17 protein-coding genes are annotated in these 18,762 nt (G+C 43.1%); 3 read left to right on the top strand and 14 right to left on the bottom strand.

The genetic code is table 11. From position 1 onward, the window contains the following. Positions 1–316 precede the first annotated feature (316 nt). Positions 317–478 carry a hypothetical protein gene (locus tag PSYC_RS11665; protein ID WP_011280322.1) on the top strand — a complete coding sequence of 54 codons (162 nt, stop codon included), beginning with the start codon at positions 317–319 and terminating at the stop codon, positions 476–478. An 88-nt stretch (positions 479–566) separates the two neighbouring features. Here PSYC_RS11665 and PSYC_RS05465 read toward each other — a convergent pair whose 3' ends face one another. Together PSYC_RS05465 and PSYC_RS05460 are read right to left on the bottom strand one after the other, a co-directional pair. Continuing rightward, positions 567–1,262, bottom strand: a complete 696-nt coding sequence (locus PSYC_RS05465; RefSeq protein ID WP_011280321.1) for a YoaK family protein — start codon at positions 1,260–1,262, stop codon at positions 567–569. 111 nt (positions 1,263–1,373) lie between these two features. Beyond that, positions 1,374–2,180, bottom strand: coding sequence for an enoyl-ACP reductase FabI (locus PSYC_RS05460; RefSeq protein ID WP_011280320.1), 807 nt, complete (start codon positions 2,178–2,180; stop codon positions 1,374–1,376). Positions 2,181–2,542: 362 nt separating this feature from the next. On the opposite strand from PSYC_RS05460, the gene folE reads away from it, so the two are divergent. Beyond that, positions 2,543–3,139, top strand: coding sequence for a GTP cyclohydrolase I FolE (gene folE, locus PSYC_RS05455; protein WP_187147116.1), 597 nt, complete (start codon positions 2,543–2,545; stop codon positions 3,137–3,139). Positions 3,140–3,289: 150 nt separating this feature from the next. Here the strand turns inward: folE and msrA are convergent, their stop codons facing one another. From msrA to PSYC_RS05410, 9 genes are all read right to left on the bottom strand, one after another. Beyond that, positions 3,290–4,540 carry a peptide-methionine (S)-S-oxide reductase MsrA gene (gene msrA / locus PSYC_RS05450; protein ID WP_011280318.1) on the bottom strand — a complete coding sequence of 417 codons (1,251 nt, stop codon included), beginning with the start codon at positions 4,538–4,540 and terminating at the stop codon, positions 3,290–3,292. Between the two features lie 117 nt (positions 4,541–4,657). Continuing rightward, a complete protein-coding gene (locus PSYC_RS05445) occupies positions 4,658–5,983 on the bottom strand; it encodes an iron-containing alcohol dehydrogenase (RefSeq protein ID WP_011280317.1) in 1,326 nt (441 codons plus the stop codon). Between the two features lie 98 nt (positions 5,984–6,081). Continuing rightward, complete coding sequence (locus PSYC_RS05440; protein ID WP_011280316.1) at positions 6,082–7,779, bottom strand: ABC transporter ATP-binding protein; 1,698 nt, start codon at positions 7,777–7,779, stop codon at positions 6,082–6,084. A gap of 1 nt (position 7,780) precedes the next feature. After that, positions 7,781–8,863 carry an ABC transporter permease gene (locus tag PSYC_RS05435; protein ID WP_011280315.1) on the bottom strand — a complete coding sequence of 361 codons (1,083 nt, stop codon included), beginning with the start codon at positions 8,861–8,863 and terminating at the stop codon, positions 7,781–7,783. Beyond that, positions 8,863–9,930 (bottom strand): microcin C ABC transporter permease YejB, encoded by a 1,068-nt coding sequence (gene yejB, locus PSYC_RS05430; RefSeq protein WP_011280314.1) that lies wholly within the window; start codon positions 9,928–9,930, stop codon positions 8,863–8,865. Before yejB ends, PSYC_RS05435 begins: the two co-directional genes overlap by 1 nt. A gap of 78 nt (positions 9,931–10,008) precedes the next feature. Beyond that, positions 10,009–10,788, bottom strand: coding sequence for a hydroxyacylglutathione hydrolase (gene gloB / locus PSYC_RS05425; RefSeq protein ID WP_011280313.1), 780 nt, complete (start codon positions 10,786–10,788; stop codon positions 10,009–10,011). 84 nt (positions 10,789–10,872) lie between these two features. Continuing rightward, positions 10,873–12,705, bottom strand: a complete 1,833-nt coding sequence (locus PSYC_RS05420) for an extracellular solute-binding protein (RefSeq protein ID WP_011280312.1) — start codon at positions 12,703–12,705, stop codon at positions 10,873–10,875. 249 nt (positions 12,706–12,954) lie between these two features. After that, entirely contained in the window at positions 12,955–14,076 is a 1,122-nt protein-coding gene (gene serC / locus PSYC_RS05415) for a 3-phosphoserine/phosphohydroxythreonine transaminase (protein WP_011280311.1), read from the bottom strand. A gap of 152 nt (positions 14,077–14,228) precedes the next feature. Then, entirely contained in the window at positions 14,229–15,134 is a 906-nt protein-coding gene (locus tag PSYC_RS05410; RefSeq protein WP_011280310.1) for a hypothetical protein, read from the bottom strand. A gap of 710 nt (positions 15,135–15,844) precedes the next feature. On the opposite strand from PSYC_RS05410, the gene PSYC_RS05405 reads away from it, so the two are divergent. Then, positions 15,845–17,086: a tyrosine-type recombinase/integrase gene (locus PSYC_RS05405; protein ID WP_041757634.1), complete on the top strand. Its 1,242-nt coding sequence runs from the start codon at positions 15,845–15,847 to the stop codon at positions 17,084–17,086. Positions 17,087–17,187: 101 nt separating this feature from the next. Here PSYC_RS05405 and PSYC_RS05400 read toward each other — a convergent pair whose 3' ends face one another. The 3 genes from PSYC_RS05400 to PSYC_RS05390 are packed head-to-tail and all read right to left on the bottom strand — an operon-like array spanning position 17,188 to position 18,716. Next, on the bottom strand, positions 17,188–17,658 hold the full coding sequence (locus tag PSYC_RS05400; protein ID WP_011280308.1) for a hypothetical protein: 471 nt from the start codon (positions 17,656–17,658) through the stop codon (positions 17,188–17,190). Continuing rightward, complete coding sequence (locus PSYC_RS05395) at positions 17,655–18,272, bottom strand: lysozyme (RefSeq protein WP_011280307.1); 618 nt, start codon at positions 18,270–18,272, stop codon at positions 17,655–17,657. Before PSYC_RS05395 ends, PSYC_RS05400 begins: the two co-directional genes overlap by 4 nt. Positions 18,273–18,323: 51 nt before the next feature. Then, positions 18,324–18,716, bottom strand: coding sequence for a hypothetical protein (locus PSYC_RS05390; RefSeq protein WP_011280306.1), 393 nt, complete (start codon positions 18,714–18,716; stop codon positions 18,324–18,326). Positions 18,717–18,762 lie beyond the last annotated feature (46 nt).

Raw genomic sequence — 18,762 nt, 5'->3', positions numbered from 1 at the left:
ACGTATTTCAGCAGTTAATGACAGCTTTATAATTGTGGCTACCAAAATACGGTGCCATCATAACAGAAATATTATCAATATAGACATTATGAATAACCCTATCAAAAGTATGGTCTTCGTCTCATTTATCTAAAACTAATTGGCTATATAAATATACTTTTAAATCTAAGATCTATTTTAAAGAACCATGAGTCGGGATGATACAAAGTTACATACCATCACTAAATATGCTCATATTTTACCTGTACAACTCATAAGCTGTATCACATACTTAGTTGGTGAATAACACGTTAATAAAAACAAATAGGAGCCCCTCATGGCAGATGACAATAAAACTGACTCAACGACTAAAATGGCACCAAAAGATATCAACCAAGATGGATTGGCCAAAAAAGATCAGCAGCGCACCGACGATTCTGCGTTAGATATGATGCAAGGGTTGCATGAACACGAAGACCATAAAGAAGACGATAAGTAATCTATGTCGATTTGATTGAATAAAAACAATAGCGTCTGATTGTTAGATAGCACTTTTAAACATAAGATTTAAAAATGAAAAGCGCTCATCAAACTGATGGGCGTTTTTTTCTTGGCTGTCTTTTTTCTGGTAGATTGTCTGACACATAGTTGTATACGAACGCTGCGCTCAAAACAATAGTAATGGGCAAAAACAAAGCGCCATAGCCCACTCTGGCATATAAAAAAGCGCCTACGGCACTACCAGCGCAAAAGCAGTACCAAATAATTGCCTGAAACCCTAATGTCGGTTTACTGATGCGCCGACCAGCGAGCCAATTACCGATGGCAGCGCCCATATCTGAAGTTAGCCCTGTTAAATGCGTGGTACGAATAACTGCCCCGCTATATGTCGCAACCATCGCGTTTTGTAAGCCGCATGCCATAGCGGCGGCAAGCTGTCCTAAATAATCATGCTGCTGGTATAACCAATAGCTCAGCAATAACAATGCCGCTTCCATATAAAGCGCACTGCCATAACGCCGACCAAGCTTCAATGACGTCTGACCGATGACAAAGCCACTCAAAATTGCCCCTGCCAAAAAAGACAATAACAGCGCGCCGATATACAAAATACTGCGAGCATCCAAATACGCAATCGCTGCTGCAAATAGGCTGACGTTACCCGTGACATGAGAGACCGATAAATTGGTAAATCCCATCAAGGCTGCCGTATTAACGCAGCCTGCACTAAATGCCAGTACTGCTCCGCCCCAAAATATCCATCTTGGCAATCTGGTTATCATATTCGCCGCCTAATGGCTCATCAGCAAAAAGCCCATAGTATAACCAAAAAAGACAGCCGATTGGCTGCCTTCCTTATTTCTCAATATGAATGATTGAGAATCACCTTTTAACTATTTCGTCTCATCAAGCATCATTAGCTGCTCGCTGATGGCAACGGTATTAAAACCGGCGTCAACGAACATAATCTCACCGGTGATGCCTGATGCCCATGGCGATAATAAAAATAGCGCGGCATTACCAACTTCAGCTTGAGTGATATTGCGCTGAAGTGGCGCAATCTTTTCACTGATATCGAGCATTTTACGGAATGACTTGATACCACTTGCTGCAAGTGTACGAATAGGACCTGCCGAAATCGCATTGACACGAATGCCCTCACCGCCCATAGAGGTTGCAAGATAGCGAACACTGGCTTCAAGACTCGCCTTTGCCATACCCATAACATTATAATTTGGCAATACTGAAATACTACCCTCATAAGTCAACGTCAGCATCGAGCCGTGACGCATGGCTAATAACTCGCGCGAGGCTTTTGCCAATGCCACAAAGCTATAGCTTGAGATATCATGCGCAATATGACTGCCCTCACGGGTTGTCGCATTGACAAAATCACCATCAAGCTGATCCATTGGTGCAAATCCAATCGCATGTACCACACCATTAATGCCATCGCCCCAATGCGCAGTTACTTGCTCAAAACAAGCAGCAATAGACTCATCTGATGCCACGTCACACTCAAGGACTAAGTCAGCCTCAAACGCTTCTGCTGCCATATCCACACGTTTTTTGATTTTGTCATTAGGATAAGTCAGGATTAACGACGCACCTTCGCGATGTAGTGCTTCAGCAATTGCCCAGGCGATAGAAAGCTTGCTGGCGATGCCGGTGACGACAAAACGCTGTCCTTGTAGTAGCATAATATTTCCTTTTAAGTCAATTTAGGTGATTTAAATGATAGATTATTTTTAATAGTTGGCTAACAAATAGCGAGTGAAAGTACAAATTGAAAGATGACTTATTATACACGAATTGATTTAAGTAAACAGTCGTAAACCGTATTTGCTTACACTGTATTAATGCCTGATCCCGCTTAATAATACCATCTAATATTGATAAAACGGTTAACTACTAGCCACAGCAGTATGAAGTTAAGTAGATTTCAAGTATAATCACAGCCCTTCCAGCTTGCACAATTTTTATAAAAATCCTTTACAACCGTTGTTTGTAACCAAGGATTTAGCGTTAAGCTACACCCACATTTTGGATGGCTGCCAAACTTATGAGCAATACCGCAACAATAGCATCAGATTATCAAGAAAGCATCGAATCCTATCGTCAGCTCATCGCCTCAACGGGTGAGGACTTGCATCGTCCAGGACTTGAAGACACCCCAACACGTGCCGCCAAAGCGTTTGCGCATTTGACCAAAGGATATCATCAAAGCTTAGATGAAGTGGTCAATGGCGCTGTATTTCCATCGACCAATCGCGAGTTGGTTTTAGTACAAAATATTGAATTTTATTCATTATGTGAGCATCATATGTTGCCTTTTCATGGTGTTGCGCACATTGGTTACTTACCAAACGGTCAAGTATTAGGACTGTCTAAATTTGCTCGTATCGTCGATATGTTCGCTCGTCGTTTGCAAATTCAAGAGAATTTGAGTGAGCAAGTGGCACAAACTATTATGGATGTGACTGGCTGTCGCGGTGTAGCTGTGGTAATGGATGCGGCCCATATGTGTATGATGATGCGCGGTGTTAATAAGCAGCACTCCACTACGCGTAGTACGGCTATGCTAGGTGAGTATGTACATGATAACCAAGCACGCAATGAGTTTTTAGATGCTGTACCAAAGCGTAGACCTGCTTTCTAATATACTAAAAACATTAAATTAAAAACGTTAAATTAAAAACGTTAAATTAAAAAAGGATACCCAATTAGGTATCCTTTTTTAATGGGAATTACTCATGATGTTCAATAATTGAACCGTGTTGAAAATCCATTAAATGTCCTCAAACGATGCCTAGCTACCTGATTTTACGTCATTAATCCACTTACCATAACCTGCTGCTTCCATTTGCGCTAGCGGAATAAAGCGCATCGCCGCTGAGTTCATACAATAGCGTTTACCCGTTGGTGCCGGACCATCGTCAAATACATGACCGATATGTGAGTCTGCATAACGACTACGAATTTCAGTACGGGTGCCAAATATTCCTCGATCTGCCTTTTCCACAACCAAGCTAGTATTCAGTGGACGGGTAAAGCTCGGCCAGCCTGTACCAGAGTTATATTGATCACGAGACGAGTACAACGGTTCACCTGATACCACATCGACATATAACCCAGGTTCTTTATTATCCCAGTATTCGTTATCAAAAGCGCGCTCAGTACTGTCTTTCTGAGTGACATTATATTGAATGTCACTTAGTGATTTTTTAAGCGCCGCTTGTGTCGGCTTTATAAATGTATCTGGGTCAAAGCCTGTGCTTGCTTTAACTGTCGCCGGCTTTACTGCAGCTGACGAGATATTAGACATTACTGACTTTGCACTGGTTGCCGTCGGTTTGAATTGGCTAAAATCTAGCTCATATTTTTTACCATAGACACTTTCAATGAATTGGTAGCGACCAGAGTTAAATGTATAAGCCTTATAACGTAGTGGATTTTTTTTGTAATAGTCCTGATGATACTCTTCTGCTGGATAAAATTCGCTAACGGGCATAATCTCAATCACTACTGGCTTTTTATAGACACCAGAGGCTTGCAGCGATTGCTTAGCAGCTTCGGCTATCTGTTTTTCTTGCTCGCTACTATAAAAAATAGCTGGGCGATACTGCGTACCTCTATCTACAAACTGACCCTTGTCATCGGTAGGATCAGCAATTCGCCATAGCGCTTGAACGATACCATTGTAGGTAATCTTGGTCGGATCATAATAGACTTGCGCCGCTTCAGTATGCCCTGTACCACCAGCTGATACAGTGCTATAAGTTGGATTTTCAGATTTACCACCCGTATAACCTGACACGACCTCTACCACGCCAGGAATCTTTTCATAACCCGCCTCGACACACCAAAAGCAGCCACCAGCGACAGTCGCTACTGCCAAATTTGGATCAGTAAGCGCATAAGGATTGTCGATGGCAATGTCTTTTACAGTGGACGTATTTTCAGTGGAGGCGCAACCGACATAAAAAGCACTGCTCGCTACTATTGCCATGCCCACGACTTTAGCTGGTAACTTATCATTCACTAATAATCGGTGTGTCATGAAAGGCTCCTAAGGGTAATATCATGTAACTATCGTAACCTTTAGGTCTCACGGAAATATTCCTAAAGTGTTGTTTATATACACCATATCCAATTAATGGGGGTCAGTTCAAATCCTCTATGCAACTTTATCATTTTTAGCGTCAGTACCAGCAGCATCTTCACTTGCCTGCTTAATCTTCAATAAGATATCTTTTATTTCAGACGCTGACAGATAAGTCGGTACCGCATAAGTATCACTGACTTCTTTAGCCGCTGCTTTAGCAATACTATCAAAATCACTGGCTTTCATACCTTTAACTGTTGGATCGATGTTTAAGGTTGCAATCAATTCACGTACTTGGGCGATGAGATAATCGGCGATATCGCTATCACTGCTGCTAGCTTGACCAGATTTTACCATGCCCGTTTTTCTAGCCAGCTCAGCCAATCTCTTTTTGCTCGCTTGACGATTGACATCAAGTACATAAGGTAACACGATGGCATTGGCGCGACCATGAGGAATACTATAATACGCCCCTAGCTGATGAGCGATGGCATGGACATAACCAAGGCCTGCTTTATTAAAGGCAATCCCGCCGTAGTGAGCCGCAATACCCATTGCTTCTCTGGCTTTGAGATTGCCGCCGTCTTCGTATACTATTGGCAGATTCTGCATAACTGACTTAACCGCAGAGGCAGCATAATAATCAGTCTCTACGCTAGCATTGGCACTCATCCAAGCTTCTAGGGCATGTGTCAACACATCGATACCCGTATCCGCTGTGATATGAGCCGGCATACCTTTCATGATAACTGGGTCAATAGCCGCTGCTAATGGCACCATTCTTGGATCGATAGATAGGGCTTTTTGATGAGTTTTATCGTCTGATACAACCGCACCAAGTGTCGCTTCCGAACCAGTACCAGCAGTTGTAGGCACACAGTACAACGGTACAGAAGGCTTTCTTGCTTTAAGAATGCCGATAAGCTGCTGCGGCTTGCAATTGTTGCCTTGTGACATGGCTATCATTTTAGCTGCATCAATGACCGACCCACCGCCGATTGCAATAATTGAATCGCATTTAGCATCAACGGATATGCGTAGTCCTTCTTCAACCACTTTAAAAGTAGGGTCTGGTGTAATACCGTCATAGACTTTATAGCTGATATTTTTACTATCTAGATAATCAGTGACTTTGGCTGGTATGCCGAGCTTATTTAGCACTCCATCAGTCACGATAAAGACATTGGTGCTACCTTCATTAATGAGCATATCGCATAGCTCATCACAAGAGCTCTCGCCGACGAATAACATCGGTCTTCTAATCGGAATAATATAAGCGAAGGCTTTTAGTACTTTGGCGCGTGTCTTGGCAACAGCTAAATAGCCAGTATACTGTAATCCATTGCTACTGACTAATTTGCTACTTACTAATTTAGCAATACTGTTTTGTTTTTTCATGGGCACAAAAATCCTTTTTTAATGATATTTTTAATGGCAATAATGACCGTTTTAACTAACCGACTAAAATACTGTTTAAATAACTCTATTTACTTAGGCTATATCATACTCGCCTGAAATAACTGCTTCGCATACGGATGCTGTGGCGTATTGAAAATATCTTCGGTACGTCCAGACTCTATGCACTTGCCGTCTTTTAGCACCATAATATGCTGACATAAAGCACGTACTACTTTTAAATCATGACTGATAAACACGTAGCTGATTTGCAATTTCTCCTGAATCTCACGTAGTAAGCTAACTACAGTCACTTGTGTGGTGCTATCAAGCGCAGACGTCGGCTCATCCAATATTAAGAGACTTGGCTGCATAATAAGGGCGCGCGCAAGGGCCACCCGCTGACGCTGACCGCCCGATAGCTCATGCGGATAACGCTGCGCAAACGCCAATGGTAAATGTACAGTAGCGAGACTCTCCATTACCGCCTCCTGACGTGTTGCCTTATCAACGCCCTGCACTAATAACCCTTCTTCAACTATCTGCAATACGGTCATACGAGGGTTAATACTGGCAAATGGATCTTGAAAAACCATCTGAATTTGCGAACGGAAGGTGCGCAGCTCACGTTTTGATAACGCCGCCATATCTTGTTCATTGACCATTATTTGACCACTGATACGCGCTTGATTGCTGAGTAATTGACTTAACGCGAGCGCAATCGTTGTTTTCCCAGAGCCTGACTCACCAACGATGCCTAATGCCTGCCCTTTCTGTAGCGTCATACCGACATCTTTTACTGCCTCGAACCAACGTTTGGTACGGCCAAATAGACTTTTTTCAATCGGGAACTGTACTTGTAGGTTATTTACTTTCAATACGGTTGATTGCTGACTTTTAGCATCAAATAAATCTAAGGCTGGTCCAAAGTCTTGTTTGATAAGCGAGCGAGTATATTCTGCTTTAGGCTGACCAAACACCACTGCAGTTTGCCCTTGCTCAATCGTCCGTCCTTGGTGCATGACGATCACTTCATCACTGTAGCGCCTGACCAGATTGAGGTCATGGCTAATCAATATCATCGCCATATTATGTTGACGTTTAAGATCATCTAATAGAGCGAGAATTTCATGTTGCAAGGTCACATCAAGCGCGGTGGTCGGCTCATCAGCGATTAAGATGTCAGGCTGCTGCGCTAATGCCATCGCAATCATCACCCGCTGACGCTGACCACCCGATAACTCATGTGGATAGCGATTCAGCTTATCAGCAGGATCAGTGATATTGACATCATTTAACAAGGCGATACTTTTTTCGCGCCATTGTTTCTTGGGTACTCCGCTTAGACGTAGTGATTCAGCAATTTGCTTGGCAACCGTATGCAATGGATTGAGCGCCGTCATTGGCTCTTGGAACACCATGCCGATGCGCTGCCCACGCACAGCACGTAGAGCTGCATTACGTGCCTTATCATTGGCTATCGGTAGTGAAGTCATTGCTGTTGCATCTGCTAAATCCACCTCACCCGTAACGGTCAAGCTGTCTGGTAGCAAGCCTAATAGCGCAAGACTGGCGATCGATTTACCAGAGCCTGACTCACCAACGATGGCTAGGGTTTGTCCTTGCCTGAGCTCATACGTTAGCTTATCGACTAAAGCAGTACCCGCAGTGGTGGCAATGCTAAGCTTATCCACTGTCAGCATGAGCTTATTTGGTATATTGCTATGATTGTCGCCTAAAAGATTTTTTTGCTCAGTATCAGTTGTCATATTGGCAGTTGTCATATTGGCAGTTGTCATATTAAGAGCGCCTCGGATCAAAGGCATCACGCAGCGCTTCGCCCACGAAGATGAGCAATGATAAAATAAAGGTTAAGCTAAAGAATCCAGATAAAGCCAACCAGGGGGCATCAAGATTGTTTTTTCCTTGGACCATCAGCTCGCCGAGTGACGGCGACCCAGGCGGTAAGCCATAACCCAAGAAGTCTAACGCTGTTAACGCAACAATATTAGCCGTTAAAATAAATGGCAGCTGCGACAAGCTCGACGCTAACGCATTGGGCAAGATATGCCTTAGCATAATCTGACTGTCTGACACCCCAAGATTACGGGCGGCACGGACATAATCAAAGTTACGTGCGCGCAAAAACTCTGCTCGCACCAAACCGACCAAACCCATCCAACCGAATAGCAGCATCATGGCAAATAGCATGGTGATACTAGGGCTAAATAAGCTGACTAAAATAATAATCATAAATAGCTGCGGCATCCCGCCCCATACTTCCATGAAGCGCTGCCCTACTAAATCTACCCAACCACCGTAATAGCCTTGTATCGCACCAACGATAACACCAATCAATGCACCCACTAGCGTCAATGCCAAACCAAATAATAATGACACTCGCATGCCATACAGTATCCGCGCCAGCACATCACGACCCATATCATCAGTACCAAGCCAATTCTGACTATTGGGTGGGGCCGGATATGGCATGCCCAGCTCAACGTTTGGCGTCTGATCCGCAAAGGGAATAGGCGGCATCACGTAAGACCCCTGATCATTAATCAAAGTCTGCACCGCAGGATCTTTGTAATTGGCTTCGGTCTCAAACACACCACCAAAAGTCGTTTCGGGATAGGCCTTTAATACTGGAAAGTAATAATCACCTTGATACTGCACCAGCAGCGGCTTGTCATTGGCAATCACATTGGCTGCCATACAAATAACAAATATCAGCGCAAAAACAAACAGCGATATGACACCAAGACGATTTTGACGAAAGCGATTAAGTCGCGCCTGCCAGATAGGGTTTAGGCGACGTTTTTTTTCTATAGAAATAGCAGATGCGCTTGAGTGCGTTGAAGGTAATGGATGATTTGACATTAGCGCCCTTCAAAGTCGATACGGGGATCAATTAAGTGATAACTTAAATCACTGATTAATTGTAATAACAATCCTACTAGAGTAAAAATAAATAAGGTGCCAAATATCACTGGATAATCGCGCTGCTGAATGGCTTCGAAACCTAACAATCCTAAACCATCAAGCTTAAAGATAATCTCAATTAAGAAATTACCCGCAAAGAAAATTCCCACGATAGCCGCTGGAATACCCGCGATAATAATCAGCATGGCATTACGAAACACATGTCCGTACAAGACTTGACGCTCACCCAAGCCTTTGGCACGAGCGGTAAGCACATATTGCTTGCCGAGCTCCTCTAAAAAGCTAAACTTGGTCAGATAGGTTAGGCCAGCAAAACCGCCAACCGTACTTGCCAATAGCGGCAACGCCAGATGCCAAAAGTAGTCTTTCACTTTACCAATGACACTTAACTGATCAAAATTCTCGGAGGTTAACCCTTGCAGCGGAAAAATATTCCAGTAGCTGCCACCAGCAAAAAACACGAGCAAAATAACAGCAAATACAAAGACCGGTATTGCATGCCCGATAGCAAGTAGCATGGCAGTGACTTTATCAATCCCTGAACCATGATGCATGGCTTTATAGACACCAAGTGGAATCGCTATCATATAAATCAGCAGCGTACTCCATAGTCCAAGCGAGATTGATACGGGTAGCTTTTCAACAATCAAGTCTGTCACTGATTGCCCTTTAAAAAACGACTCCCCAAAATCCAGCTGGCCATAATTTTTTAGCATCAGCCAAAAGCGCTCAGGCGCAGATTTATCAAAGCCGTATTGCGCATTAATTGCTGCCACCATCTCCTCTGATAAGCCGCGAGTCCCTTGATAGGTACTATTATTACCGGCACTACCTGCACCAAGATTACCGCCCAAGGCATTGTCTTTTGCGCCTTGCTCAATCATGGCGAGTTGCTGCTCAACAGGACCACCAGGCGCTGCTTGTACAATGACGAAGTTTGCCAGCAATATCAAAAATAGCGTCGGTAATATCAGCAATAACCTTTTTAGGATATAACGACCCATAATGACGGCTTCCTAACAGTAAGTAATATGGCAATAGACAAATAAACTTCTAATACTGAGCAAATTATCGATTAGAATCTAGAAGTTATTTTTAAGTTCACGTAATGCGGCAAATATAGTCAAAGACTTTTCATCCTCAATATTCATTTCAGATTTCACCCCTGCTATCACACTTGCCTCTTGTGTGCGCAAAAACACATTTATCGCACGCTCGTGCTCTAGAGTAACCGGCAATGTCGGAATACCTTGTGCCGTTATATCTTCAGCTTGTGCCAGGGCTTGCTGCATCGCCTCATTATCAGGCTCAATCGACAACCCAAAACGTAGATTACTTGCAGTATATTCATGCGCAGGATACAGCAGCGTGTCAGCTGGCAGTCCATTTAGACGCTCAAAGCTGTCATGCAACTGCTCAATTGTCCCAGTAAAAACCCGTCCGCAACCAGCACTAAATAAGGTGTCACCACAAAAGCAGTGCTTACTGCCATCGATATCTAATATATAAGCCACGTGGCTGGCGGTATGACCGGACACATCCCACACTTGCACAGAGCAACCCCACGCACTTACCGTACTCCCATCTTTTATGGTCTGATCTTCATCGACATTATGCTCAGTATGCGCGACCAAATGCGTCATCGGATAAGACTCTTGTAACTCTGCGACGCCGCCGATATGATCATAATGATGATGAGTCGTCCAAATTGAGGTCAGCTCTAACTCACTTTCTTCTAAGTAAGCAACGACTGGTGCCGCTTGACCTGGATCAATGACAATGGCTTGCTTGTTACTCTCATTAATTAATATCCAAATGTAGTTGTCATTGAACGCTTTGATTGGGTGAATACGAATACTCATACTAAATCCTTACCAGTGGTTATCTTTATTGCTAATGTCTATTAATTTTTTTCAAATCACTTTTGCTGTCACTACCATTATCACTTATTGTTTTAAATACTGGTTAACCCGAGCTTCTGCTTTTTTGTCCGTCCACCAGTAATCAATACCGATGGCATTAGATGGCAGTTTTTCAGTATGACGGTATTGATTCCAATACGCGACATTGGTACCAGACTTACCATATAGCGGCACTAAATAATGACCTGCACGCAGCAGGCGATCAAGCACCTGAGTATATAGTACAATTTCGTCGCGATTTTTAGCATTAGCAAGCAACGTTGTCGCTGTATCGATAGCGGCATTTTTTATGCCGGCCGTATTATGATTGCCAGGCTCATCAGCCGCCGCACTGCCCCAAAATGCTGCTTGCTCAGCACCAGGAGATAAGCTCTGGGCAAATACATCGACCACCATATCATAATCAAAACGACGCACACGCTCATAATATTGTGGACCATCCACTTGGCGTAGCGTCGCATCAAAGCCTAAACGCTTTAGATTACGAATATAAGGCAACAGCACCCGACCCATGGTTTCGCCCGTCATCAAAATCTCAATCTGAGCCAGCTTACCATCAGGCTGATATAGCTTCATATCATCATAATAAAATCCAGCATCTAACAACAGCTGCCGCGCTTTTAACAACCCTTCACGATTAAAGCCACTACCGTCACTGGTTGGCAGCTGCCACTCCATTAATACCGTTTTGCGTTGCACTGGTTCAAGCTTAGATAATAATGGACTTAACACCTGCATCTCTGCATCTGTCGGCGTACCAGTGGCGGCAAGCTCTGAGCCATGAAAGAAGCTTTGCAAACGCTCATACTGCCCATGAAATAAGGTTTTATTCATCCATTCGAAATCATAAGCTGCGGTTAATGCTTGACGGACACGAATATCTTGAAAGATAGGCCGACGCATATTCATGACGAGTGCTTGCATCGGCACTGGATTTTGACTGCTTATGGCTTCTTTATTGATAAGACCCACTTTTACCGCTGGGAAATTATAACCAGTTGCCCAGTTGGACGCTTTATTCTCTGGGCGAAAGCGATATTGACCAGATTTAAAACCTTCAAAAGCAATTTCATCACTTTGATAATAGACAAACTTAATCATATCAAAATTATAACGACCACGATTGACCATCAAATCACGACCCCAATAGTCAGGATCACGTACATAGCTGACCGAACGCCCCGCATCGACGCGGCCTAGTTTATAAGGTCCACTACCCATCAATGGCGTTAAGCTGATTTTTTCAAAATCAGCATCGATAGAAGACTTAGCAAAAACAGGAAACTGACCAACCGTTAATAAAATCTCTTTATTGTCATCGGAGGCAAAGATAAATTTTACTTGTTGTTTATCAATAACCTGAATATCTTTAATATCACCTAAATAGCTGCGAATATACATTGGCCCTTTGTTCAGTATCGCGTCGTAAGTCGCTTTTACATCGCCACTGGTCACCGGTGACCCATCCCAAAAGCGCGCGGCAGGATTGATATGATAAATAATCCAGCTGGTGTCATCAGGGTCATAAGTGACCTTACTTGCCAGCTGCGGATACATGGTAAAGGCTTCATTTAATGAGCCAGTCATCAAGGTATCATATAGATAGTCGGTACCAGCCATCGCCACACCCGTGGTCATCCATTTATTAGCAGCATTAAAAGTGCCGCGCGCATCAAGCGATAACGTACCACCGATTGGCGCATTTGGATTGGCATAAGGCATAAAGGGCGCATCAACATACTCAGCAGGACTATTATGACCAAGCGCAGTAGTGGTGATTGGCACTGCGATACTGACTGGTATCCAGCTCACCATTGCCACTAATAGAACGGTTTTTAGCATGGTATTTTTTATCATAATAAAGTTATAACAAACCCCTGTGCTAGCCCAATAAATATGGTGAGAATTTACTTAAATGCTGCAAGATAATTGAAAACCGTAAGTACCGCAAAATTTTATCATAGCAAACTTAGGTTTTTTAACCTAATGGTTTGCAGCGTTAACGTTGCTGCATAACGCATTATTCACCCTAAAGTAACGCTAATTCTCATAAAAAAAGACGCAACTCATAAAAAAGTGCGTCTTTTTTCCAAAAACCGTACTAACTTAAGCGTGTTTCTTTTCAAACGCAATCATAAAGTCGACCAGTTGCTGTACCCAGTCTAACGACACCGCATTGTAGATACTGGCACGCATACCACCGACATCTCGGTGACCTTTTAGATGCAGTAAACCTGCTGCCGCTGACTCTTCTAGAAATACCTTATCAAGACTGCTGTCAGCCAACGTAAACGGCACGTTCATGATAGAACGATACTTAGGGTCGACTGGATTGCTATAAAAGCTACTATCATCAATCGTTTTATAGAGCAAATCCGCTTTTTGTTGATTGATTTTGCCGATAGCAGCAACGCCGCCTTGCTCTTCTAACCAATCAAAGACCAGCCCTGCCAAGTACCAAGAATACGTCGCTGGCGTGTTTGACATAGATTCTTTTTCGGCTTGATGTTCATAATTCATTAGTAGCGGGCACCACTCACTTGCCTGCCCTAATAAGTCTTCGCGAATGATGACAATAATCAGTCCTGCTGGGCCGATATTTTTTTGTGCACCGGCGTAAATCATCCCAAATTTAGACACATCAATCGGCTGTGACAAAATGCAAGATGACATATCAACGATAATGGGCGCATCAACTTGTGGTGGCTCAAATACTTGCAAACCATGAATAGTTTCATTGGCACAGTAGTGGAAATACGCCGCATCTTTGCTCAGGTTCCAGTCACTTTGGGCTGGCACATCAGTAAAGTGACTGTCTTTGCCTGTGGCAACCAAATTAACCTCACCAAGGCCTAGATTGGCATAACGCTGTGCTTCTTTAATCGCTTTACCTGACCAAGCGCCCGTCGTTAGATAGTCTGCGCGCCCACCATTTAACAGGTTCAATGGAATGGCTGAAAACTGTAAGCTAGCGCCGCCTTGTAAAAACAGCACTTTATAATTGTCTGGAATGTCCATCAATGAACGCAGTTTGGCTTCCGCTTTTTCAGTAATGGCGATGTACTCTTTACTACGATGGCTGATTTCCATCACCGATACGCCACGTCCTTGCCAGTCAAGCAACTCTGCTTGAGCACGTGATAATACAGCGGTCGGTATCGTAGCAGGTCCAGCCGAAAAGTTAGGTAAACGGTGATGTTCAATTGTAGAGGCTGCGTTTGTAGACATGACTATCATCCTAAGTTTGATGGGATCATCGTTGTTAGTTGGGATTTAAAACTTATGGGATTTAAAAATTAATAATTAACACACTTCTTACGTTTTTATTTTAGTTGCTAACGACTGTATTGCTTATAACAAACGAATCAAAACCTTCATGGTTAATCAGCCGCACCAGAAATCATCTCCCAAAGCGTGCGCTTTAAGCTGCTATCAGTAAGCATTTCATCTAACGTTGGTGCAGTAGTCAAATTGGGATGATCAAGCCCTTCAGGCAATGGCGTTAGTGTCGCTACTTTTATCTCTTCGCTGCGCCCAATTTTGAAGACATATCCAGCAAAACTGGCATTGGCAAGCTCAGCAGTATCCATCCCCTCACAGATAGGGAATGATGTCGTCTCACAAGAGATTGATAGTGCTTGTGTAATATTTTGCCAAAGTTTCTGGCTGTCATTATTAAGCGACTGAATATCAGCGATGACTACCCAATCGCCATAACGACCACCTTGTAAGTCGAACGGCGCTACTTTAAAAGTATTGTCATAATGATTGTCATTAGAGAATGCCTGCTCCTCAAACGGGGCAACGGCCTGTTGAACGACCGTGTCTATCTTAGAGCCAACTGTGGTATCAGGGCTAATTGCATCAAAACTATAAGTAACGGGGCTTTGCTCGTTAAAGGTATGCGCGCTTATGTCTTGGAGATCGTCAGTTGCCGCTTCATTATAAGGATAATCAGAGACATTATGGTCAGTACCTCTATTAGTTGCTAAGTTTGCTATAGAAGCTGCACTATCTGATATTTTAACGTTTGCTTCATCTGGATTTACGATACTGACAACTGGCTGTTCAGTATATGGCTGTTCAGTATATAGCTGTGTATTGATATTGCTAGTAGTAGAAACAGACTGAGCCATGCTGGGCATTACAGTAGGTGCTGCAATATCAGTGATATTAAGGGTTTCTGAGCTTGGCTGTACCCAGTGATTGATACCCATCATCGCTAAAATCTGACGCTGCTGTATACGACGCTGTAATACCAGCTGCGGGTCTTGGATATCACTCATGCAACTCTACTATCCTACGTATCTAAAATGGGTTTATAGACTTTCAATGACAAAGAAAATATTGAGAAAATAAATAATGTTAAAAAAGCTGCCGAATGCCTAACCAATGACTGACTATCGTATCGTGTAACATCGCTGTATGCAATGCGCTCAGTCAGCGCTGGTAATAATTATAACCATAAGGCTGACTGATAGCTGACTAATAATAGCAGCTTTGCTATGACTGCTCTCTACATTGTCATTATAATCTATTTGGTCGTAACCCTGTTGCCTCTGTCGATAATTATCATGCTGCTAAAGGCTGGGATTAAAAAGCGTAAAGCTAGGGACAGCCAAACAAACACTTTCATCATCAGACTCTAAAATGCTTTGTATTAATCTTATTGTTAATAAAAGTTACTACATTGTATTTTAACTTATATATTTTACTTAAAGTTTAAAATAAGACAAAAGCTAGGCGAAAAAAAGCCCTTTACAATGAAGGACTTGTTATATAAAACGACCATTTTTTAACTATTTATAAAAACTGCTATCAAAATTTAGGCAAAAAAAAGCGACTCCATCAGGCAGTTTGTTTGATATGGTTTGCAACAGCCTGACAGACCTTGCAACACCCCATGATTACAGCCTTTTTAACTCACTGCTATTGCATACCGTTCCAAACTGTTGCAATCTATGTCAAATCAAGTGGTAATCAAACGGTAATCAAAATGGCTAACCAAAAATTAAAAGATGCTGGCATTAAAACCGACTCACAAATCAAACAAGCTATCAAAGAGCATGACAGCGGTGATGAAGTTTACACTATTCAAGGTTATAAAGGTTTGAATCTTTATATTCGAGATAATAAGACTACTACATTTCGCCATCGATTTACTAGCCCTGTTACGGGCAAACGTAAAAACTTTACCCTGGGCGCCTATCCCGTTTTTACACTTGAGCAAGCCCGTGATATGTACCGCAATAATTTATCATTGTTAGCTGGCGGTATTGATCCGGTATTTCACCATCAAGATGCTCACAATAAAAAGCGAGCTATGCCAACATTCAGCGAGTTGGCAGATGAGTGGCTGCAATCACAGATAGCGTCAAAACAGTTTGAGCATCGTACTATTGAGCAAAAGCGCACACATATCGCTTATGCTGCAGCATATATCGGGCGCATGCCTATTGATCATATTAAGACGCCTGATGTACTGCGAGCAATCAAAGATATTGAAAAGAAAACCATACCGACGGCCAAGCGCGTACGCGGTGTATGTCAGCGCATTTTTGCATTAGCTATCGGGCAAGGTTATATTGATAACAACCCTGCTATAGCTGTGGCTGACTTAATGCTGCCAAAGCCAAAGACAGAACACCATCATGCGATTATTGAGCCTATAGCGTTTGGCAAGTTATTAAGCGATATTGATAGCGTCACTGATTTTTACGGCCATGCTCAAAACATACTAAAGCTGCAAGCTCTGCTGTTCCAGCGTAACGGTGATATGTGCTCAATGCGTTGGGATGCTATCGACTTTGACGCTAAGACATGGACGTTCAGCCCACAGAAAACGGGCAACCGTGGCGATATGGTGGCTAGCCTAGTAGTACCGCTACCAACACAAGCTATCGAGCACTTACGAGCACTTCACGCACTTACGAGCAAAACGCCATACGTGTTTTATAATAGTAGGCGCAAAGAAAAATTTGAGCATCAGCAACAGCTCAACAAATTCTTGTGGCGATTAGGATATAAAGACGTTCACACGCCTCATGGGTTCCGCGCATCTGCTCGAACGCTAATGGTTGAGCAATTAGGTATTAGTGAGACGTTGGCAGAATTACAGCTTGGCCATAACGTGCGTGACGCCAACGGCCGTGCCTATAATCGTGTGACAATGATTGATAAGCGTAGAGACATGATGCAGCGTTGGGCGGATTATTTAGACCAACTTAGACGTGTTTAGACCAACTACCGAGTAATTTCAGTTATTTCCATTTTGGAAACAACTCAAATTTCAGGCAAATAAAAAAGCGCTCCTCAGATGTGAGGAACGCTAGTTATTAATCACCGCTTATTGGCACTTTGGATTGCTCGTAAGTCGTTTGCAATTCTATCAGCCGTTTCTGCCATGCTGATATATTGTCCGCTGCATTCTTTGAGTAAGTTGCCTGTCGTTCTGGAATACTCGATTCTAAAGTTGGCATCGGCTGCAGCGTTGGCACTGAGCTTGTCGATTGTGTCTGACAGGCTGGCAACAGCATCACGGGCGCTAGCAGCATCAGCAATGATAACTTGCTCACGTGCTTTCGCGTCATTAGCTGCCTGTATTGTCTGCTCATAAGCTTGTCTCTCAATTTGTCTTGCTGTTTCAACGTAGTTTGCTTTCAGTGTTGTTAGCTGAAGTTCGTGATCTGTCTTAATCTGCTTGATAGCATCGCCGCGACTTGCATACAGCGACCATACTGCTAGCAGCGCAATGATTAAAACAGTGATAGCTATTTCACGCCAAAACTTTAACAGTAAGATTAGATTCATAAATCACCAGATGAGGCAAAAAGTTTGCGCTCTGCTGCTCTACGAGCAATCAAGCCGTCCAGCTCAACGCCGTTATCAAAAACCCATCTACCAAACTGAGTGGACGCGCCTTTATAGTCTTTTGCGTTTAGCAGTCGTAGCAATGTTGATTTACTTACCTGCCCTTCGCCAAGATTGTAGATAAACGAGCACATAGCATCAAACTGACCTTGTGTTAATGGCACTTTTACCAAGTCGTCAACGACAGGATAGGTCATACGCGCCAAGTCGTCTTTTAATAACTGCTCTGCTTGCTCGCGTGTGATTACAAGCCCTTGATAGACTTTCATACCGCCAGAAGCCGATGTGTGCCCATAGCCGATAGTCCAAACCTTACCGGTATCCTGGTAGGCTTTTAGCTTTAAGCCCTCATAAAACTTGAGTAGGTCAATACCCTCTTTCGACATCGCACGATCATCGTTAACAGACCACCCGGTAAGCGCCGATATAAAATCTTGCAGCACATCAGCTCTGACTACCGATAGGACCGCATTCGCGCCATCAACTTGCGTTTGCGTCAGCTTGCCGTTGCCCTGTTTTGATTTCAACCATTTAAAAAACTCATCATGTGACATATTCCACCCCAAAAAAAACCCCAATTAAGGGGCTATATTTAATACTGATTATTATTTGCCAAATATCGCAAACGCCGCGTCTTTAATCTCTCTTGCTATTGATGATATTGGCTTCCCTTGCATGAGCGCCACTGCTTGATAAACAATGCCTATCGCTAGCATGCCGAAAACTGCCCATACGAGCATGATCGCCCCATGTGTCATGACGCTATAATTTTGATAGCCCATAAACTCAATATGAGCTGCACCGCCAAATAGTGAGATAGTAACTGCGATTGTAAACTTAACAATGACTGATAGATTTACCTGTATCTTGCCGTCCCTGCCAATGTCACCTGATAGCATTAATCCGAAGATAGCGCCAATGACTGCAGCGAATACTTTCGGCAGAAATACCAAGAGCTTTAGCAAAATAATGTCCCAAAATGGCGTGTTGTGTGGCATGTGCCTTTCCTCAAATTTTAGATAATAAAAAACCACTCATTGAGTG

The sequence above is a fragment of the Psychrobacter arcticus 273-4 genome (genome assembly GCF_000012305.1).
Taxonomy (GTDB): Bacteria; Pseudomonadota; Gammaproteobacteria; order Pseudomonadales; family Moraxellaceae; genus Psychrobacter; species Psychrobacter arcticus.
Note: the sequence above shows the minus strand (reverse complement) of the source record. Positions and strands in the feature narration are given on the sequence as shown.